Raw genomic sequence first — 20,628 nt, 5'->3', positions numbered from 1 at the left:
TTTAAATACGGGGCAGTTTAGCAGATTGCATACTAAGTCCTATGGCACAACCTTTCAATTGCGGTTGCTGTATTTCTAATCTAAAAACGCTACATCTTATGGCTAGCAAGCTTTTTAAGTTAAGAGGGCTTCCATGAAGTTTGAACTTGTTTTGATATATTCGGATAATCTAATACGAATCTTACATGTAGCTCGGTCCCAGTTTTTAAAGCCTTGTTATCTACAATAAAATAAGGGCTATGATTTGGTGCCGCCTGAGTTAAGTCTTGATTTTCTGGTGTTGCACCCAAGAAAACAAAGAATGACGGCATTAACTTGCCATAATAGGCAAAATCTTCACTTGCGCTTGCATTATGATCTAAAACATGGAGTTTTGAATCTCCAACAACTTTGGCTAGGGTTGGCTGAATAAACTGAGTGAGCGCTTTATCATTCATGGTCACTGGAGCGTAAGGAGCAATTTCAACTTTGGCGGTGACGTCATTGGCTTGAGCGTTATGCTCTATCATGGCAGGTAAACTTTTTAAGATATTTGCCCGTATCTGTTCGTTGTTAGAGCGAATAGTCCCAATCATATTGACTTGTTCTGGAATCACATTTCCTGCTGTACCACCTTGAATGTTACCGATACTGACGACGCCCATGCCTTGAGTGAGATCAGTTCTTCGGCTAATAAGACTCTGTAAATTATTAATCATTTGTGCCGATGCATAAATCGGATCTCTACCTAACCAAGGGGTTGAGCCGTGAACCTGCTTGCCGTTGACCTGAATACGTAAATGGTCTGCACTATTTAAAATGGCACCATCTTTATAATAAAGGTGTCCACTTTGCATACCAGATATGACATGCATTCCAAAAATAGCCTCGGGTTTATAATCTCTAAATGCGCCGTCTGCGATCATTTTTCTTGAACCTATTTGATCACCCTGCGTGAAGTTATCTATATCTGCACCACCTTCTTCAGCAGGTTGGAAAACAAAAATAACTGTGCCTGATATTTTATCTTTATTCCCAGCTAAAATTTTTGCTGCGCCTAATAACATTGCAGTGTGTGCATCATGTCCACATGCATGCATCACATAAGTTTCCTTACCTTGATAGATTGCTTTTTGTTTACTCGCAAAGGGAACACCACTTTTTTCTTCCATAGGTAGTGCATCCATATCGGCTCTAAGTGCAATAATAGGGCCGGGTTTATTCCCTTTTAAAATACCAATAACACCTGTTTTCGCATAACCTGTTTTGACTTGAATGCCATAGGACTTTAATTCTTTTTGAACTAGTGCAGATGTTTTAAATTCCATATTGCCTAGTTCAGGGTGTTCATGAATATGTTGTCTTAATTGAATCACCTGATTTTCATTTTGTTGTGCAGCATCTTTTACCCAATCTGCTAGGCTCAGCTGGCTCATTAGAGCGAGTGGAAAAATCAAAGCGGCTTTTTTGTACATGTCCTTATCCTAAAAATATTATTGTTCATAAGATTTGATATCTACATTTCTTATAATTTAGTTTTTAGAAATATTAAAAAATCAATAAGGTATAAAAAAAGACTTAAAAGGTATAGAGTGGCTAATTTATTGATAAGACAATTATTATTTTAATTGAATAAAGAGATTAAATTAAAAAAGGAAGAGAAAATTCTCTTCCTTTGATTAGTTTTTAGGCTCAGGTGGTGTCATTCCAAACTGTAAATAAGATTGGTTGGTTGCAATCCGACCTCGTGCAGTACGCATGACATAACCTTGTTGAATTAAATAAGGTTCAATCACATCTTCAAGCGTACCGCTGTCTTCAGCCATCGCTGCTGCAAGCGCTTCAACTCCAGCAGGACCGCCATCAAAACGCTCGAGTAGCATGCTCAAATAACGTCTGTCGAGGGTATCTAGGCCAGCTTTATCAACATTGAGCATATCTAGTGCGCGCTGCGCCATTTCATGGGTCACTTCACCTGTGCCTTTCACTTGAGCATAGTCACGAACACGTCGTAATAAACGGTTAGCGATACGAGGTGTTCCTCGTGATCGGCGTGCTACTTCTTCTGCGCCTTCAACTGTAATGGGTACATCCATTAAGTTTGCAGAGCGTGACACAATGTGAGTCAAGTCTTCTACAGAGTAAAACTCAAGACGTTGTACAATACCGAAGCGATCACGTAGTGGTGAGGTCAGTAAGCCCGCACGTGTAGTGGCAGCGACAAGTGTAAAAGGCGGTAAATCGAGTTTAATTGAACGAGCAGCAGGGCCTTCACCAATCATGATATCGAGTTGGTAATCTTCCATCGCTGGATACAGAATTTCTTCAATCACTGGTGAAAGACGATGAATCTCATCAATAAATAAAACATCGCCTTCTTCAAGGTTAGTCAGCATTGCTGCTAAATCACCTGCACGCTCTAATACCGGTCCTGAAGTAGATTTGAGGTTACCCCCCATTTCTCGGGCAATAATATTAGCAAGTGTGGTTTTACCTAAACCCGGCGGACCAAAAATCAGCGTATGGTCGAGTGCTTCACCACGGCCACGAGCAGCACCAATGAAAATTTCCATTTGCTCGCGTACGACTGGTTGCCCAATATAGTCGGCAAGAGAAGTTGGTCGAATAGCCCGGTCAAAATGATCTTCTGGTTTTTCTGTTCCACTGATTAGACGGTCTTGCATAAGTGTTTTACTTCATCATGGATTTAAGAGCAGCACGAATAATATCGGCTGATTCTGTGTAATCGGCTTTAACCGCAGCAACAGCTTTTTGTGCTTCAAGTGGTTTATAACCTAAAGATTGCAAAGCAGCTTCTGCCTCTGCAACAGGAGAGTTTGCAGCAAATTGAATTTGAGGCATGGTCGCCACAGTTGAAGTGCCTTGAGCCAATGTCTTGAAACGGTCACGGAGTTCAATCATTAAACGTTCAGCTGTTTTTTTGCCAACCCCTGGAACTTTGACCAGCGTATTTATATCATCATGTTCAATGGTGTGAACCAATAATTCAACGCTTAGTGTCGATAAAATACCCAATGCCATTTTCGGACCAACACCGTTTACTTTTAATAAGGTACGGAAAATTGTTTTTTCTTGAGCATCGCTAAAACCGTAGAGTTGTTGAGCATCTTCACGAACAACTAAATGCGTCCATAACGTAACTTTCTGGCCCTTTTGTAATTGGCAAAATGTTGAAAGTGGCGTATCAATTTCATAGCCCACACCATTTACATTCAGTAAGACAGTAGGGGCTTCTAAGGCAAACACTTCGCCAATTAAACATCCGATCATAGCGTAATTTCACTTATTCATAACTGTAAATCTGGTCGTTCTAAAATGAATTGAAAACGACACTGGTTTTATTTCTTTCTATATCAAGCCAGCTTAAAACAAGCCAATTTTATTACCTTGCAACTCTTGCGCCAAGCTATAAGCCTGATGATCTGAGAACTTACTGATAATATCGAGGACTTGCATGATATTGCTGTAGTGATTATTGCTAAAGCTAGCACCATATAGATTAAGGATAGACATTAAACGTTGTTCTTTAAAGCTTAAAGACTTATGTGGTGTTGTGAGTGGTACAAATGCATTCAGAATCGTTTGTAAGCTTTGATGTGCAATAATTTCTAAACCAGATTTTTGTGGGTGCTCAAAAATTTTGTCACGTGCCAGATTCTTGGCAGTTTCGATACCTTTTGCAATATCGGGTGAACAATATTGCAAAAGGTTGCCTTTAAGCTGACCTGTAATGATTTCATAATGATTCTTGGCAAAAGCCGTAGTGACTTCATCAACAAGACGTTTCATCACTCGACCACGTAATGCTGAGATCTTTTGTTGCCACGTACTGTTTGGATGAGACAACTCTTCAGGTTGACCATAGTCGGCAATAAGATTTAAGAATATCGGTTCAACTTCTTGGTAACTCAGCATATTTAAGACAATGCCATCTTCTAAATCAATGAGGGCATAGCAAATGTCATCAGCAGCTTCTAACAGGTAGGTGAGTGGATGACGGCAATAATGATATTCCCCGAGTTGAATCAGCCCGAGCTGTTCCGCAATCTGTTTTAAAATTTCTTTTTCAGACTGATAACAACCAAACTTTGCTCTTTGATGGGAAGGGCGGTCACCCTGAGAAGCAATTGTTTTTGAAAGCCATGGATATTTTAGATAAGCACCTAAAGTTGCATAAGTTAAGCGCATACCGCCATCATTTGGATGATAGTCAATGCGACTTAATAGACGTAATCCTTGAGCATTACCTTCAAACTGACGAACATCAGCTTCTTCTTCGGGGCTTAGTTTTTTCAAAAAATCATCATGCGAGGCATCATCGAACCATTCGCGAATTGCATATTCACCCGCATGCCCGAAAGGGGGATTACCAATATCGTGGGCCAGACATGCTGCTTGGATAATTGCTCCGACATCGGCAGGTGAAATCCAGACGGGTAATTCGTCTTTTATTTTTTCTGCGGCAAGCATACCCATTGATCGACCAATGCAGGAAACTTCAAGGGAGTGTGTTAAGCGGGTATGAATGCCATCATGCTGTGCTAGAGGATGAACTTGAGTCTTACGGTTTAACTGACGAAAACTTTGAGAAAATATAATGCGGTCATAATCTTTATGGAATGGGCTACGAGCCAGTTCTGTACTACTTTTTTTGCTACCTAAACGAACTGCAGACAGCAGCTCCAACCAACGCATTTGTTCCATTTATCATTATTCAAAACTATAAAACCTGATCATGCCAAAAAAAACTTAAAAGCACTAGCTTGGTGCGACATAGTTTGTCTTAGTTCGGGTTTTATTATGTTATTGAATAAACATGCAACAATTTATTTTTAGCAAGAATGACTAAAAAAATGATTTTGAACAAAAAACAAATCACTTCTTGCAGAATTAGGTTACAGAATACTGATTCTACATCTAGCTGATTTTAGCAAGAAGCAGTAGAATATGCGCTCTCTCTAAAGTCACATTGCGGTAAGGTTCACAAGACCTGCCCGTGGAGCCAAAATCAACATGTTTATCGTGGCCGGTGCAGCAGCACATTCTTCTTTTAAGAAAGCTCAACTATTAACACGTTTATCGTCAATTAGTTCTGTTCAATCTTTTGACAGCCAATGGGTCTATTTGTTTGATCAAGCGCTCAACGAGCAGCAACATCAATCTGCTTTGCAATTATTGAATGACGGTGAGTCTTTTGAACTTCGTCAATCTGCAAGTGATGAGATTCAGATTTTAGTTACACCACGTGTGGGTACTATTTCACCTTGGTCTTCTAAAGCAACTGATATTTTCAAAAACTGTAATACGCCAGTACACCGTTTAGAACGTGGTCTTTTATTCACGTTAAAAGGCGTTACTGAAATTACGAATGAAGTTAAACAAGTACTTCACGACCGTATGACAGAAACAGTTTTTGCTCAAATTGAAGATGCAAAAGCATTATTTTCAGAAACAGCTCCAAAACCATTAAATTCAATTGATATCTTGGGCCAAGGCAAAGAAGCTTTGGTTAAAGCGAACAATGAATTCGGTTTTGCGCTTTCTGAACAAGAAATTGATTATTTAACAGAAGCATTCGGTAAGCTTGGTCGTAATCCAAATGATATCGAATTGATGATGTTTGCACAGGCGAACTCTGAACACTGTCGTCATAAAATCTTCGGTTCTGAATGGACAATTGATGGTGAAAAACAACCATTATCATTGTTCCAGATGATTAAAAACACTTACAAAGAATCACCAACTGACGTTTTATCTGCATACAAAGATAATGCTTCTGTAATTGTGGGTTATGACACGATGCGTTTTTATCCAAAAGCGGATGAAAATGGTCACTTTGTTTATAAATATAAGAGCCAAGCAGCTCATATTTTAATGAAGGTTGAAACTCATAACCACCCAACAGCAATTTCTCCATTTGCTGGTGCTGCAACTGGTTCAGGCGGTGAAATCCGTGATGAAGGTGCAACTGGTCGTGGTGGTAAACCAAAAGCTGGTTTAACGGGCTTTACAGTTTCTAACTTAAATATTCCTAGTTTTGAACAACCGTGGGAAGAAAACTACGGTAAACCTTCACGTATGGCATCGCCATTACAAATCATGATTGAAGGTCCATTAGGTGGCGCGGCATTTAACAACGAATTCGGTCGTCCTGCATTAAATGGTTATTTCCGTACTTTCGAACAAAATGTAAATGGTGAAGTGAAGGGCTTCCATAAGCCAATCATGATCGCTGGTGGTTACGGTAACATTCGTCCTGACCATGTAGAAAAAGATGCGATTCAACCAGGTGACTTGCTCATTGTATTGGGTGGCCCTGCAATGTTAATCGGTCTTGGCGGCGGTGCAGCATCTTCTGTAGACAGCGGTACAATGGGTGAAAGCCTTGATTTCGCTTCTGTACAACGTGAAAACCCAGAAATGGAACGCCGTTGTCAAGAAGTGATCGATACATGCTGGCGCTTAGAAGACTTCAACCCAATCGTTTCTGTACACGACGTTGGTGCGGGTGGTCTATCAAATGCTATGCCTGAACTTGTGAATGACCATGAGTTAGGTGCAGTTCTTAACCTTCGTAAGATTCCTTCATTAGAACCGGGCATGAGCCCAATGGAAATCTGGTCAAACGAAGCACAAGAGCGTTATGTTCTTGCAATTCGTCCAGAGTCTTTAGAACAGTTCGAATCAATCTGTGCTCGTGAACGTTGTCCATTTGCCGTGTTAGGTGAAGCAACTGAAGCTCGTCATTTAACTGTTGAAGATCCATTGTTCCAGAACAATGCAGTTGATATCCCAATGCAAGTAATGCTTGGTGGTACACCGCGTATGCAACGTTCATATGAAACAATTGAGCGTAAAGGTAACGAGTTTGATGCTTCAAAAGTTGATTTGAAAGATGCGATTTTCCGTGTATTGAAAAATCCTACAGTTGCTTCTAAATCATTCTTGATCACCATTGGTGACCGCTCAATTACAGGTATGGTTGCGCGTGACCAAATGGTTGGTCGTTGGCAGATTCCTGTTGCGGATGCAGCAGTAACGACGACAAGTTTACAAGGCTTCACTGGTGAAGCAATGGCGATGGGTGAACGTCCACCAGTTGCATTGTTAAATCCAGCAGCGTCTGCTCGTTTGGCAGTTGCTGAAGCAATTACTAATATTGCATGTGCAAACATTGAACAAATTAGCGATATCAAACTTTCTGCAAACTGGATGGCTGCTGCTGGTCAAAAAGGTGAAGACCAAGCATTGTTTGAAGGCGTGAAAGCGATTGGTATGGAAATGTGTCCTGCTTTAGGAATTGCGATTCCTGTAGGTAAAGACTCACTTTCAATGCGTACTACTTGGAACGAAAACGGCGAAGACAAAGCTGTAACATCTCCAATGACTGGTGTAATTACTGCATTTGCTCCAGTAACTGATGTTCGTAAAACTTTAACACCTGAACTTAAGAATTTAGAAGATTCAGTACTTGTACGTATTGATTTATCTAAAGGTCAGTTCCGTTTAGGTGGTTCGATTCTTGCGCAAGTATATAAAGCAATCGGTTCAATCACTCCAGACGTTGATAGTTTTGATGATTTCAAAGCGTTCTTTGCTTTAATTCAAGATTGGAACAACCGTGGCTTGATTCAAGCTTACCATGACATCGGTGATGGTGGTTTACTCGCAACTGTTGCTGAAATGATGTTCGCTGCACGTTTAGGTGTTGCATTAGAAGACCAAACTCCAGCAAGTTTATTTGCTGAAGAAATTGGTGCAGTTCTTCAAATTAAGGCAACTGATTGGGACGCTTTACAAGCAGAAGTTGCTGCATCTAGCTTGAAAGATGCAATTGCTGTAGTTGGTCGTATAAACAACACAGATCAATTATCTGTAAACGGTTTGACTCTAGAGCGTGCAGAATTGCAACAAGCTTGGTCTGAGGTATCTCATCAGATCCAACGTTTACGTGATAACGTAGAAACTGCTGACCAAGAATTTGCTTTAATTGCAGATAAATCACATCAAGGTTTAATTGCTAAACCAACATTTGACTTGAATGAACCTATTGAAGCACCGTTCATTAACACACGTCGTCCTAATATGGCGATCTTGCGTGAGCAAGGTGTAAACGGTCATATTGAGATGGCAGCAGCCTTTGATAAGGTTGGTTTCAATACCGTTGACGTGCACATGAGTGATTTACTTGCTGGTCGCGTTAGCCTAAGTGATTTTGAAGGTTTAGTGACTTGTGGCGGTTTCTCTTACGGTGACGTAATGGGTGCTGGCGGAGGCTGGGCAAAATCTGTATTGTTCAATGCGAAATTACGTGACCAATTTGAACAGTTCTTCCATCGTGAAGACACGTTTAGCTTAGGTATCTGTAATGGCTGCCAAATGTTGTCACAATTATCGCCACTTATTCCAGGTGCTGAACACTGGCCACGTTTCCACCGCAATATGTCAGAAGTTTTTGAAGCTCGTAGTGTAAACGTTCGTGTTGAAAAATCTGTTTCTGTATTGCTTAATGGAATGGAAGGTTCGATTTTACCGATTGCTGTAGCACACGGTGAAGGTCGTGCAGTTGCGAGTGAAGCTGATATTGCAGGCTTGAATGCAGCTAACCAAGTTGCTTTGCGTTATGTTGACAGCCATGGTAACCCGACTCAACATTATCCATTGAACCCGAATGGTTCGCCGGAAGCGATTACTGGTGTAACATCTAAAGATGGTCGTGCAACGATCATGATGCCGCACCCAGAGCGTACATTCCGTGCAATTCAACACTCTTGGAGTCCAGAAGAGTGGACTGAAGACGGTGCATGGTTACGTATGTTCCGTAACGCACGTAAGTTTATTGGTTAATATAAAAGTTGAAATAAGCCACCGTAAGGTGGCTTATTTGTATGTAGTACGATATTAATAAATAGCAGAGAAGAAAAATGAAATCAAAAATCCATTTCCATGAATTTGCATTACTAATGGCATTGCTCATGTCTATTGTTTCTTTTTCAATAGATGCAGTCCTACCTGCTTTGGGCGAAATCGGACGAGTTTTTGACTTAAAAAATAATAATCAGACACAGTGGGTCATTATTGGTATTTTTTCTGGTATGACGATTGGGCAATTGATTGCTGGCCCTCTATCCGATGCGATTGGTCGTAAACGCATTTTATTCACAGGAATTGTTATTTACTTTCTGGGAAGTTTATTGTGCTTTACCACACAAAGTTTTGAATGGTTTTTAGTTGGACGTTTCATTCAAGGGATTGGCGTATCAGGTCCTTACGTGGCTTCTATTTCAATTGTTAGAGATAAATACAGTGGGGCTCAAATGGCCCGCATCATGTCTTTAATTATGATGGTGTTTATGGTTGCCCCAGCAATTGCACCAAGTTTGGGACAGCTTATTATTCATTTCTTTGGTTGGCGTGAGATCTTTGTTTTATATATGGTCTATGCCACTGTTGTGGGGGCATGGGTTGCTTTACGTTTGGAAGAGACGTTGCTTCCCGAAAATCGTTTACCTATGCGCCTACAAGCATTTCAGGAAGGTTTTAAAGAAGTAGTGAGTAATAAAACCACCATGAGCTATTTGCTATGTGCAGGTTTTTGCTTTGGTGGATTCATTGGTTACTTAGGTACTTCTCAGCAAATTTTTATGCAGCAGTTTGGGAAAACAGGGCAAGAGTTTAGTGCTTATTTTGCTGTGCTTGCAGGTGTAATGGGAGTCGCTTCATTTACAAACTCTAAAATTGTTATGAAGTTTGGTATGCGTCCAATCTGTATTTATGGCTTTCTAGGTTTGTGCTTAATTTCTTTAGTTTTCTTAGGAATTCAACTTTTAGGTGTGGCTGTTTCATTTTGGATGTTTATGCTTTATGCCTGCATTTTATTTTTATTATTTGGAACTTTATTTGGAAATTTAAACGCAATTGCAATGGAACCGATGGGACATGTTGCTGGTATGGCATCGGCCATTATTGGTGCAGCATCCTCCGTTTTGTCACTTATTCTAGCCTCTATTATTGGGCAATTATATGACGGTACATTAATACCAATGACTGGCGGCTTCGTCATTTTATGTGGTTTAGCATTCATGATGACAATATATGAGAACAGATATCTAAAGAAATCGAATGCTTAAAATTATAAAGATGCAGCTAGCACACTGAAATTTAAAATTTTGTTCAGAATAAGAGCTACATAAAAATGAGTGTAGCTCTTTTAAGCATTTTAGAAAAATTATAAGCCCATAGACATTCGGCTATTTAACACTTTATAGTTTGTTCAAAATTGGATCAATTTTTGCTTTCTCTGTAACAACGATAAAAATCGGAGATCAAAATGATGAAAAATAAGTATCACATAAGAACACTGTATACCAAAGATAAGGGCTGGCGCTTGTTTGGCTTGGCGCTTGCCATTCAAATCCTCTTTATTGGAGTAAATTATTTGGTAATGATGAGCTGACTTTGATTTAGAAGCTTTTTTAACGGTATGATTTAAAGCAAGTTCACTAGTTTTGAGTCATTCTACTTATGTTAAAGCTGATTTATTACGTGCCAGATTCACATCTTGAGTCGACTAAACAAGCTATTTTTTCTGCTGGTGCGGGTGGTATCGGTAATTACGAACACTGCGCATGGCAAGTGAAAGGAATAGGGCAATTTAAACCCGTCAAAGGTGCAGATCCTTATATCGGAGAGCTGGGTGAACTTGAACAAGTTGATGAGTGGCGCGTTGAAACAATTGTAATTGAAGCAAATGCAAAGGCTGTAGCAAAAGCATTAAAGGCAAGCCATCCTTATGAAGAGCCCGCCTTTGAGTTTATTCAAATCATAGAAATTGATTTTTAATTAAACTGCGAGAAATCTGGTTTACGTTTCTGCATAAATGCTTGTACAGCTTCTAGCATTTCTGGAGATTGAACGCGTTGCATAAAGATTTCAGCTTCATGGTCAATACATTCAATAATTTGATTTAAATCATGTTTCATCAATGCTTTGGTTTGTTTTAATGAAGCAAGTGGTAAAGCTGCTAAATGTTGAGCGGTTGCCTGAGCAGATGCATAAGCATCTTCAACAACTTCATTCACTAAGCTTGCTTGTACTGCGGTTTCTGCATTAAATTTTTTCGCAGTAAATAGAAGTTCAGCTGCTTTGTGATAACCCGCTTGTTTAACCAATAGTTGGCTTGCACCGCCTTCTGGAGAAAGGCCAAGGCTTACAAATGGAATTTGGAAAAGGGCGGTATTGTCAGCAAAAACTAAATCTGCATGTAATAAAATCGTAACACCAATACCAATAGCCACACCTTTTACTGCAATAATAAGTGGCTTCGATAATCTAGCAGCAGATTTAAGGAGTACAAACGGAGGAACTTGACCTGCTGGGCCTAGATTAGGATTTTGTACAAAACCCATAAAATCTTTCATGTCATTACCAGCGGTAAAATCTTGCTCTACACCACGTAGAACGATTACTCGTACATCTTTGTCTTGGTCAGCTTCATCAAGTGCTTTGGCAATCCATAAGTAAAGCTCGTCATACAGTGCATTTTTTGCTTCTGGGCGATTTATGGCTAAGGTGAGTACGCCACCTTCTAAATTTGCGTGTAAATGTTGATGAGGTTGTTGAATACAGCTAAGTGTCATCGTACTATCCTTGCTTTAAACCACGTTGTTAATTTTTAGGTTCTCATTATGGCGCATATTTTTTGTAATGCGGTTAACTGGTGAGTTCATAAAAAGTGAAAATCTAATTATGTATAAATTTGACTATCTCGTTTTTATAGGGCGTTTTCAACCATTTCATTTAGCTCATATGCAGACAATTGAAATTGCCTTACAACAAAGCCACTATGTCGTTTTGGCATTAGGTTCTGCTCAAATGGAACGTAATATTAAAAATCCGTTCTTAGCAGTAGAGCGCGAGCAAATGATCTTGTCAAATTTTTCTCTAGAAGAACAAAAACGTATCCGTTTTGTACATGTGGTAGATGTTTATAATGACGAAAAGTGGGTAAAACAAGTCAAATCTTTAGTAAATGGTGTAATTGAACCGAACTCAAAAGTTGGTCTAATTGGACACTTTAAGGATGAATCTTCATATTATTTACGACTATTTCCTGAGTGGATTATGGTTGAACTAGATAGTTTAAAAGATTCAATTTCGGCAACGCCAATGCGTGAAGCTTATTATCGTGGTGAAATCCAAACGGAATTTTTCCCTGTAGGAACTATTCAATTTTTAGATGAATTTAAAAAAACACGTACTTATCAACAACTGCAACAACGTTTTGAAGAAGATGACCGTTCTAATCTCGATGATTTTGAGTAAATGTATATCGATTAAGCATCTGCCCAAAAGATAATTCGGTTAGAAAAAGGATCGGTGATACTGAGTTCAAGTGTCTCCCAATCTGTTTTTTCAACTTGAGGCTTAGAAAATTTATAATTTTTTTGGCTTAGTTCACTGTGCAACTCATAGATATGTTCCCAATAGATACGGATCGCACTATGTGGACTTGCATCTCTAAAATGCTCGGATAAATGAATAACGCAATCATCTTTAGAAATTTGTAAATATAACGGAAAGTTGTCTTCAAATTGGTGTTGCCAATCAAGCTGAAAACCTAAGAACTCAAAATAAAATGATTGAGCTAACTCGACATCAAAAATTCTTAAAATAGGGGTGATCGAACCTGATTGCATCTTTTTTCCTTTTAACGTGTACCAAATTGTTGAGTCCAATAGCTCTTTTGTTTTACAGATTGATCAGAAGCACAAGCAATTGCATAGGTTGTAAATTTAGGGTTCATTAGGTTACTACAATGTAGGGGACTCGACAGCCATCTAGACATCACTTCATCTAATGTTTTCTGTCCACTCGCGACATTTTCACCATTGGCTTTACCGAGTGTATTATAAATTTTCAAACGTGATTTTAAATCTAGTCCCGTGGAGCCAACATGTCCAAGAAAGTTGTGTGTTGCCATATCTTCACTATGAGAAAGTGCACCTTTATATAAATTATTACTCCAACTTAATGGTCTGGTTGCAGCGAAATGTTGTTGTCCACATTGGCGTGATTGCTGGCGAATCTGATTAATTATTTTAAGTACGGTTTGTTGATAGGCAGGGGTTTGTAAATCTTGGCAACTTATTTTTATAGGTGGAGTTTCAACTTGTGTGGTAGATGGTGTAATTGAGGGCGGCATACTGGATGAACTAACGGAGCAAGCAGAGATAACAAGACCACTAGACAGTAAATTACAAACTTTGAGCAGACTCATGTAAATACCTTAGCGTGAATTATTCTAATGTCTTTATCATACGCCAAAGTAAAGGAGTAAGTAATTTGTTCATATACAAAAAACGAGCATCATGCCCGCTTTTTGTTTCTTAAGTTTATTAAGCTGTTTGTAGAGCTTTTAAGTTTTCTAGAACTTGCTCTGCATGCCCAGCTGCTTTAACTTTGCGATAGCTTTTAACTAAAGTTTTGTTATGGAAAATAAAAGTAGAACGTTCAATACCCATGACTTTTTTACCATACATATTCTTTTCTTTAATCACATCAAAGTGATTACAAAGAATTTCTTCTTTATCACTGATCAGATCAATAGTAAGTGCTTGCTTCTCTGTAAAATTTTGATGGGCTTTTACCGAGTCACGTGAAATACCGAAAATACGGGCACCTAAAGCATCAAACTGATCTTTCAAACAAGAAAAACCCACTGCTTGTGTTGTACACCCTGGTGTTGAATCTTTAGGATAGAAGTAAATAATTAGCCATTCATTTTCGACTTCGGTCAAGTTCACTTCGCCGTGTGTAGTAGGGAACACCTGATTTGGCAGTTGAATATTCTCAGACATTTCTTATCCTTTAAAAGTTAAATTTGATCTAATTCAAGTGGTAAAAAAGCGTATTCCTCATGATAAACAATATTGAGTTTTCTTACAGGGATTGCTTTGTTAAAAATTGGCCCATCAATCACGGTCGTATGAAATTCACCGCCCTCACCACATGGATCAATGCCACGGTTCTCAAGCTCTTGGATGTATTCTAAAGTTAAGGTTTTACCTAAATCTTCTACCTTCATTCCGAGTGTAAGGTTTACGGTCACCACTATGCTCTGGAATCCAAGTTGAATAAATTCTTCAACAACTTCACGATGCGGACGTAGCCAAAGAGGCATTCCTAATCGAAGACCTGCTTGTTGCGTTACTCGATCATGCCAACAGCCGTGTTCAGGCATATCAAGGTCACCTGTAACCAGTACCTCGGCACCTTGTTGTTTTGCCTGAATGAGTAATTCAATAAATTTAGCTTCATAGTCATTCCAGCTTGATGAAGCCATAAATACTGGTAAGCCGATTGCTTTAGCTTGTGCTTGAATAATATCAAGAGGCATGGCATGTGAGCGAGAACGTTGGCCTTGTTCTTCTAGCATTACGATCAATCCAATCACTTCGCCTGTCTGCATTGCATGGTAGAGTGCTAGAGAGCTGTCTTTGCCTCCACTAAATGAGACAATAGACCTTTTATGGTTAGCATTAGTTTTCCATTGTTCTTGCATGGCTTACATCAAATGAATTGGTCAAAAGTGCTGTTATTTTAACAGAGCTATAAAAAAGCCTGCATAAATGCAGGCTTAATTTAGAACATTAAAATCTTATTTTTTAGGAGCTTGTTGTTGAGCTGCCTTCATTGCATCTTCAGTTAACTTTTCAAGCTTAGTTGTTAACTGAGGACCAAAACATGCTTTAAGATCACGGTTTTGTTGTTGTACAAATCCTAGAGAACTTGGGCTTTTCTTCGCATTGATTGCGCTTTGGATTTCCCATTTTTGTGCTTCAGTCACTTTACCTTGTGCTTCAACTTGGCAGCTACAGAATTTGCTAACTTCAGATGAACTTAACTTGCCGCCTTTAGCAGTTTGTTCTTTACAAACGTTAACTAATGCACCTTTAACGTTAGTGCTTTTATATGCCGCTTGAACTGGGTTTTCAGCTGCTTGAGCTGAACCAGCCATAAGTGCAGCTGCTGAGAATAAAGATGAAAGAATAAGATTTGATTTTAACAACTTCATAAATTTTACCTACTTATTACGGTATATAGCGTGTTGGATCGGTAACACCAGCATCGATAAAGCCTTCTTTACGCAAACGGCAACTGTCACATTTACCACACGCACGTCCTTGAGCATCTGCTTGGTAGCAAGATACCGTTTGACTATAGTCTACGCCATGTTCAATCCCTAAACGTATGATATTCGCTTTGGATAAATGTAACAGGGGTGTTTCAAATTTAAGTGGTTTTCCTTCTACGCCAGCTTTAGTTGCTAAACGGGCCATATTCGCAAAAGCATCAATAAATTCAGGGCGACAATCAGGATATCCTGAATAATCAACAGCATTGATACCAATAACAATAGCTTCAGCATTAAATACTTCAGCTGCTGCTAGAGCATATGAGAGGAAAATAGTGTTACGCGCTGGTACATAAGTTACAGGAATACCTTCTTGTAACTGTTCTGGTACTGCAATGTTGTGATCTGTAAGTGCTGATCCACCTAAATTTGCTAGATCAATATTAATTACACGATGTTCAACACCTGAACGCTGAGCTAATGCTTTTGCAGCATCAAGTTCAGTGGTTGAGCGTTGACCATACATAAAACTAATAGCAATACATTCATAGCGCGCTTGTGCCCAAGCTAGGCAAGTGGTTGAGTCTAAGCCGCCTGAAAGTAAAACAATGGCACGAGAGCGCATATTTTTCTCCATATTCGGAATGATTTATTTTATTGAGTGATTAACGACCTGATTCATCATTCCAAAGCAGTTTATGTAACTGAAGTTGAAAACGAACAGGTAATTTATCATCAAGTATCCACTGTGCCAGATCACGTGCTAGACGTGGCAGGCCTACAGCACCTTTTTCAACCGCAAAGGCAGGGGAGAACCAAACGGTACTGACTTTGGTTTGCAGTTGATATTTTTCAACTTGTTGCTTTGACCATTCATAGTCTTCACGATTACAAATCACAAATTTGATTTGGTCACGTGGTGTTAAATGGTCAAGATTACTGATGAGATTGCGATGTTCTTCACCAGAAGTTGGAGTTTTTAAATCGAGGACTTTTGAAACACGGGGATCCACTCTTGATACATCAAGGGCTCCACTGGTTTCTAAAGAGACGTCAAAACCTGCTTCACATAAACGTTGTAATAAAATCAAACAGTTTGGCTGAGCAAGAGGTTCACCACCTGTCACACAAATATAAGGTGTTTGAAATTGTTTAGCTGTTTCAATGATATGTTCAAGTGAAAAACGCTCGCCACCTTCAAAGGAATAGGTGGTATCGCAATAGCTACAACGTAATGGACAGCCTGTTAGACGAATAAATACAGTCGGTAGGCCAGAGGCATTTGCTTCACCCTGCAACGAGTAAAAAATCTCGGTAATGCGTAAACCGGACGCAGGGTCTGAGACAGGAATTGCAGAGGAACGTAAGGAAGCCATTCTAGAAATACCACACTATATAAAAAATAAAATCTCTACGATCAGTTTGATCGTAGAGATGAGGAGCGATTAAAGCTCCGCAACAGAGTTATAACAAATTAGTCAGCGCGTAACAAATCGTTCAAGCTTGTTTTTGAACGTGTTTGCGCATCAACTTTTTTCACGATAATTGCAGCATATAAGCTGTAAGTACCACATTTAGATGGCAAGCTGCCTGAAACTACAACTGAACCTGCTGGTACACGACCATAATGGATTTCGCCAGTTTCACGGTCATAAATTTTAGTTGATTGACCGATGAAAACGCCCATTGAAATGACTGAGCCTTCTTCAACGATAACGCCTTCAACGATTTCTGAACGCGCACCGATAAAGCAGTTGTCTTCAATAATAGTTGGGTTAGCTTGTAATGGTTCTAAAACACCACCAATACCTACACCACCAGATAAGTGAACATTTTTACCGATTTGAGCACATGAACCTACAGTTGCCCATGTATCAACCATTGTGCCTTCATCTACATAAGCGCCAATGTTGACATAAGATGGCATTAACACCACGTTTTTAGCTTGGAAGCTACCACGACGTGCTACAGCAGGAGGAACAACACGAACACCTGCAGCTTTAAATTGCTCTTCAGTCCAACCAGAGAATTTAGTTTCAACTTTGTCATAGAAACGAAGATCACATGACTCGATTGGTTTATTGTCATTCAGTTTAAATGATAATAAAACAGCTTTTTTTAACCATTGATGAACAACCCATTCACCATTGATTTTTTCAGCAACTCGAAGTGTACCGTTATCTAAACCAGCAATTGCTTCTTCAACAGCTTGGCGAATTTCGCTTGAACAATCTGCTGCAGTAAAATTTGCGCGGTCTTCAAATGCTTGCTCAATGATTGTAGAAAGCTGAGACATGATCTTCCTTCCATAAAAAATTTTAAAGATTTTACACTAATTTGTGACAAGAATCTTTCAAAAAACGTGTTACGTTTAATTGATGATATAAATGAGGTAAATCGAAATAAGCTTATTAGATAATCAAGTGTTTTTTACACAAAAATGATTTGAAAATAAAAATTTAACTCAATTTGTATCAAAAAATAACAGAAATCTAGCATTTTTTGTATAAAAAAGAATCTAAGCTGTCATTATTATGATTTCAGTCACAAGATGAATAAATTAAAAACAGAGCCTTTTTGAGGAGAAAACTATGAAAGCATTACGTGTATTAGTCACTACAACAGCTTTATTCGCTGCTGGCGCTGCTATGGCAGATGAAGCCGTTGTTCATGACAGCTACGCATTTGACAAAAACCAATTAATTCCTGTGGGGGCACGTGCTGAGGTAGGTACAACTGGTTACGGTGGTGCTTTGTTATGGCAAGCAAACCCATATGTAGGTTTGGCTCTTGGTTATAATGGTGGTGACATTTCATGGACAGATGATGTTTCTGTAAATGGTACTAAATATGACCTAGATATGGATAACAATAATATCTATTTAAATGCTGAGATTCGTCCATGGGGTGCAAGTGCTAACCGTTGGGCTCAAGGCTTATATATAGCTGCGGGTGCTGCTTATCTAGATAATGATTATGACTTAGCTAAACGTATTGGTAATGGTGAAACTTTATCAATTGATGGTAAGAACTATCAACAAGCAGTTGCAGGCCAAGAGGGCGGTGTAAGAGGTAAAATGTCTTACAAGAATGATATCGCTCCATACTTAGGTTTTGGTTTTGCACCTAAAATCAATAAAAACTGGGGTGTATTTGGTGAGGTAGGTGCTTACTATACTGGTAACCCACAAGTTCAGTTAACTCAATATAACCTTGCTCCTGTAACAGGTAACCCAACATCTGCCCAAGATGCTGTTGATAAAGAAGCAAATGAAATTCGTAATGACGATAAATACCAATGGATGCCAGTTGGTAAAGTTGGTGTGAACTTCTACTGGTAAGATCAAAAAGAAAAAACGAGCTACGGCTCGTTTTTTTGTACTTAATAAAATAAATAAAAGAGCTAAAAAGCTCTTTTATTTATTTTTAATTTTTATTCGTCTGGGTAAGCAATTTTCTTAAGCGCTTTAATATCCGCATCAGGTGAGCATAAAGAAATAAATTCGTAACCATAACCGCGTAATAAGTGGCCTTTGCGAACCGCAATCCATGTAGTATTAACACCAAAAATATCAGTTTTGGTTTGCTTTAAACGATAATCACGTTCTGTATCATAAGCCACGTCATTGACAATACCCACACCCATGCCAAGTTCCACATAGGTTTTGATAACATCGGCATCAAGAGCTGACATTACGATATCTGCCTCTAGATGAGCCTCTTCAAACGCTTTATCAATTTTAGATCGACCTGTAAAACCACCATGATAAGTAATGAGTGGATATTCTGCTAAAAGTTCTAGAGTGATCTTATCCGCCTGCACCAGAGGATGATTTTGCGGGGTAATAATACTGTGCTGCCATTGATAGTAAGGAATGCTAGCCAGATTTTCTTCAGTCGTTAAAGACTCGGTTGCAATTCCAATATCCGCTTCGCCTTGTAAAAGCATTTCTGAAATTTCAACAGGGCTAGCTTGTTGTAAAATCAAATGAACTTTTGGAAATAATTTCTTAAATTGATTAACGATTGGAGGCAATACATAACGCGCTTGAGTATGCGTAGTTGCGATTGTTAATGTTCCTTCGTCAACCTTATTAAAATCTTCAGCAAGTCGTTTAATATTTTCAGCATCCACTAACATGCGTTCAACAATGCTAAGAAGTGACTGGCCTGGTTCAGTTAAACCTAAAAGGCGTTTACCTTTACGAACGAAAAGTTGAACACCTAATTCATCTTCTAAATCTTTGATGTGTTTACTTACACCCGATTGAGATGTGTAGAGTGCAGCCGATGCTTCCGTCAAGTTAAAGTTTTGGCGTACTGTTTCTCGGATAATTCTTAATTGTTGAAAGTTCATTTACACTTTTCCTCAAAAGAGGTGAGGAGCGTCTAAAGATCCGCAAGATATTTCCTCACCAAATATATTTCTTAAGCAACTTGGTCTGCAAATAAGTGCAATTGAGATGCGCTCACCCAAACAGTTTGATTAGGTTTAAATGCATGTAATTTTGCAGCTTCACTGCTCAGAGCAATTTCAATTAAACGTCCATTACGGTCTTGTAATTCGGCCACTACTTTTCCAGCAATCCAGATTTCACGTACAAAAGTCGCTTCAATGGTATTCGCTTGCGGTTGCGAGTGAATATGTAACTCATCTGGACGGGCAAAAGCAATCACTTTTCCTTGAGGTGCCTCAACTGCTGTTGGTAATTGAATACGGTCATTACCGATACGGATAATACCTTCCGTATGTTCACCTTCAAATCGATTTGCCTGACCCAAGAAATCAAACACAAATGGCGTTGCAGGTTTTTCATAAACTTCACGAGGTGAACCGATTTGCTCAACATTACCTTTATTCATGACAATAATCTGGTCTGCAACCTCAAGTGCTTCTTCTTGATCGTGAGTCACGAAAATTGAAGTGATATGCAATTCATCATGTAAGTTGCGTAACCAGCGACGTAATTCTTTGCGTACTTTGGCATCTAGAGCGCCAAATGGTTCATCGAGTAATAACACGCGAGGTTCTACTGCCAAAGCACGGGCTAAAGCAATACGCTGACGTTGTCCGCCAGAAAGCTGAGCAGGGTAGCGGTCTGCTAAAAAGCCTAGTTGAACTAGATCAAGTAAACGAGTGACACGTTTTTTAATTTCAGCTTCCGAAGGACGGGTTGCACGAGGGCGAACGCGTAAACCAAAGGCAATATTGTCAAATACAGTCATGTGACGGAATAAAGCATAGTGCTGAAATACAAAGCCGACCTGACGCTCACGCACATGTACATTAGTCGCATCTTCACCTTCAAGTAAAACCTGACCGCCATCGGCTGATTCTAGACCTGCAATGATACGAAGCAGAGTCGTCTTACCACAACCAGATGGTCCAAGTAGCGCAACCAGTTCACCCTCTGGAAAGTCTAGGGAAATATTTTTAAGCGCATGGAATGCACCAAAGTGTTTTTCAATATTTTTAACTTGAATACTCATGA

General features: G+C 39.2%; 21 protein-coding genes. 6 read left to right on the top strand and 15 right to left on the bottom strand.

Annotation, left to right across the window (positions count from 1 at the left end):
- Window positions 1–119: 119 nt before the first annotated feature.
- From J690_RS11740 to J690_RS11725, 4 genes are all read right to left on the bottom strand, one after another.
- Window positions 120–1,454: a M20 family metallopeptidase gene (locus tag J690_RS11740; RefSeq protein ID WP_032035973.1), complete on the bottom strand. Its 1,335-nt coding sequence runs from the start codon at window positions 1,452–1,454 to the stop codon at window positions 120–122.
- Window positions 1,455–1,658: 204 nt separating this feature from the next.
- Window positions 1,659–2,663, bottom strand: a complete 1,005-nt coding sequence (gene ruvB / locus J690_RS11735) for a Holliday junction branch migration DNA helicase RuvB (RefSeq protein WP_002052424.1) — start codon at window positions 2,661–2,663, stop codon at window positions 1,659–1,661.
- Between the two features lie 7 nt (window positions 2,664–2,670).
- Window positions 2,671–3,270, bottom strand: a complete 600-nt coding sequence (ruvA, locus tag J690_RS11730) for a Holliday junction branch migration protein RuvA (RefSeq protein WP_002118762.1) — start codon at window positions 3,268–3,270, stop codon at window positions 2,671–2,673.
- Window positions 3,271–3,363: 93 nt separating this feature from the next.
- On the bottom strand, window positions 3,364–4,704 hold the full coding sequence (locus J690_RS11725) for a deoxyguanosinetriphosphate triphosphohydrolase (RefSeq protein WP_032035971.1): 1,341 nt from the start codon (window positions 4,702–4,704) through the stop codon (window positions 3,364–3,366).
- Between the two features lie 309 nt (window positions 4,705–5,013).
- Here J690_RS11725 and purL point away from each other — a divergent pair, with 309 nt between their 5' ends.
- The 4 genes from purL to J690_RS11705 all read left to right on the top strand — a co-directional run bounded on the left by purL (window position 5,014) and on the right by J690_RS11705 (window position 10,842).
- Window positions 5,014–8,847, top strand: a complete 3,834-nt coding sequence (gene purL, locus J690_RS11720) for a phosphoribosylformylglycinamidine synthase (protein ID WP_032035970.1) — start codon at window positions 5,014–5,016, stop codon at window positions 8,845–8,847.
- A 77-nt stretch (window positions 8,848–8,924) separates the two neighbouring features.
- Window positions 8,925–10,130 carry a multidrug effflux MFS transporter gene (locus tag J690_RS11715; protein ID WP_032035969.1) on the top strand — a complete coding sequence of 402 codons (1,206 nt, stop codon included), beginning with the start codon at window positions 8,925–8,927 and terminating at the stop codon, window positions 10,128–10,130.
- Window positions 10,131–10,330: 200 nt separating this feature from the next.
- On the top strand, window positions 10,331–10,456 hold the full coding sequence (locus J690_RS24670; protein ID WP_032035967.1) for a KGW motif small protein: 126 nt from the start codon (window positions 10,331–10,333) through the stop codon (window positions 10,454–10,456).
- 68 nt (window positions 10,457–10,524) lie between these two features.
- Window positions 10,525–10,842, top strand: coding sequence for a YqfO family protein (locus J690_RS11705; protein WP_002118807.1), 318 nt, complete (start codon window positions 10,525–10,527; stop codon window positions 10,840–10,842).
- On the opposite strand, the gene J690_RS11700 is transcribed toward J690_RS11705, so the two are convergent.
- On the bottom strand, window positions 10,839–11,639 hold the full coding sequence (locus J690_RS11700; protein ID WP_032035965.1) for an enoyl-CoA hydratase-related protein: 801 nt from the start codon (window positions 11,637–11,639) through the stop codon (window positions 10,839–10,841). The two genes, J690_RS11705 and J690_RS11700, sit on opposite strands and share 4 nt — an antisense overlap.
- A gap of 109 nt (window positions 11,640–11,748) precedes the next feature.
- On the opposite strand from J690_RS11700, the gene J690_RS11695 reads away from it, so the two are divergent.
- On the top strand, window positions 11,749–12,324 hold the full coding sequence (locus J690_RS11695; RefSeq protein ID WP_002119001.1) for a nicotinate-nicotinamide nucleotide adenylyltransferase: 576 nt from the start codon (window positions 11,749–11,751) through the stop codon (window positions 12,322–12,324).
- 11 nt (window positions 12,325–12,335) lie between these two features.
- Here J690_RS11695 and J690_RS11690 read toward each other — a convergent pair whose 3' ends face one another.
- From J690_RS11690 to dapD, 8 genes are all read right to left on the bottom strand, one after another.
- Entirely contained in the window at window positions 12,336–12,698 is a 363-nt protein-coding gene (locus tag J690_RS11690; RefSeq protein WP_032035963.1) for a glyoxalase superfamily protein, read from the bottom strand.
- An 11-nt stretch (window positions 12,699–12,709) separates the two neighbouring features.
- The gene (locus J690_RS11685) at window positions 12,710–13,279 is read right to left on the bottom strand and encodes a CAP domain-containing protein (protein ID WP_032035961.1); all 570 of its coding nucleotides are present in this window, start codon (window positions 13,277–13,279) and stop codon (window positions 12,710–12,712) included.
- 118 nt (window positions 13,280–13,397) lie between these two features.
- Complete coding sequence (locus J690_RS11680; protein WP_032035958.1) at window positions 13,398–13,859, bottom strand: peroxiredoxin; 462 nt, start codon at window positions 13,857–13,859, stop codon at window positions 13,398–13,400.
- Window positions 13,860–13,876: 17 nt separating this feature from the next.
- Window positions 13,877–14,563: a Dph6-related ATP pyrophosphatase gene (locus J690_RS11675; RefSeq protein ID WP_032035956.1), complete on the bottom strand. Its 687-nt coding sequence runs from the start codon at window positions 14,561–14,563 to the stop codon at window positions 13,877–13,879.
- Window positions 14,564–14,659: 96 nt separating this feature from the next.
- Window positions 14,660–15,076: a hypothetical protein gene (locus tag J690_RS11670; RefSeq protein ID WP_005073124.1), complete on the bottom strand. Its 417-nt coding sequence runs from the start codon at window positions 15,074–15,076 to the stop codon at window positions 14,660–14,662.
- A 16-nt stretch (window positions 15,077–15,092) separates the two neighbouring features.
- Window positions 15,093–15,761, bottom strand: a complete 669-nt coding sequence (gene queC / locus J690_RS11665) for a 7-cyano-7-deazaguanine synthase QueC (RefSeq protein WP_002118843.1) — start codon at window positions 15,759–15,761, stop codon at window positions 15,093–15,095.
- Window positions 15,762–15,801: 40 nt separating this feature from the next.
- The gene (gene queE, locus J690_RS11660; RefSeq protein ID WP_032035954.1) at window positions 15,802–16,512 is read right to left on the bottom strand and encodes a 7-carboxy-7-deazaguanine synthase QueE; all 711 of its coding nucleotides are present in this window, start codon (window positions 16,510–16,512) and stop codon (window positions 15,802–15,804) included.
- A gap of 98 nt (window positions 16,513–16,610) precedes the next feature.
- Complete coding sequence (gene dapD, locus J690_RS11655) at window positions 16,611–17,432, bottom strand: 2,3,4,5-tetrahydropyridine-2,6-dicarboxylate N-succinyltransferase (RefSeq protein ID WP_002118664.1); 822 nt, start codon at window positions 17,430–17,432, stop codon at window positions 16,611–16,613.
- Between the two features lie 295 nt (window positions 17,433–17,727).
- Here dapD and carO point away from each other — a divergent pair, with 295 nt between their 5' ends.
- Window positions 17,728–18,477 (top strand): ornithine uptake porin CarO type 1, encoded by a 750-nt coding sequence (carO, locus tag J690_RS11650; RefSeq protein ID WP_032035952.1) that lies wholly within the window; start codon window positions 17,728–17,730, stop codon window positions 18,475–18,477.
- A 92-nt stretch (window positions 18,478–18,569) separates the two neighbouring features.
- On the opposite strand, the gene J690_RS11645 is transcribed toward carO, so the two are convergent.
- Both J690_RS11645 and J690_RS11640 read right to left on the bottom strand, forming a co-directional pair.
- Window positions 18,570–19,493, bottom strand: coding sequence for a CysB family HTH-type transcriptional regulator (locus J690_RS11645; RefSeq protein ID WP_032035949.1), 924 nt, complete (start codon window positions 19,491–19,493; stop codon window positions 18,570–18,572).
- A gap of 71 nt (window positions 19,494–19,564) precedes the next feature.
- A complete protein-coding gene (locus tag J690_RS11640) occupies window positions 19,565–20,626 on the bottom strand; it encodes a sulfate/molybdate ABC transporter ATP-binding protein (protein ID WP_002118816.1) in 1,062 nt (353 codons plus the stop codon).
- Between the last annotated feature and the right edge of the window lie 2 nt (window positions 20,627–20,628).

Source organism: Acinetobacter sp. 742879, assembly GCF_000588535.1.
GTDB lineage: Bacteria > Pseudomonadota > Gammaproteobacteria > Pseudomonadales > Moraxellaceae > Acinetobacter > Acinetobacter pittii.
Note: the sequence above shows the minus strand (reverse complement) of the source record. Positions and strands in the feature narration are given on the sequence as shown.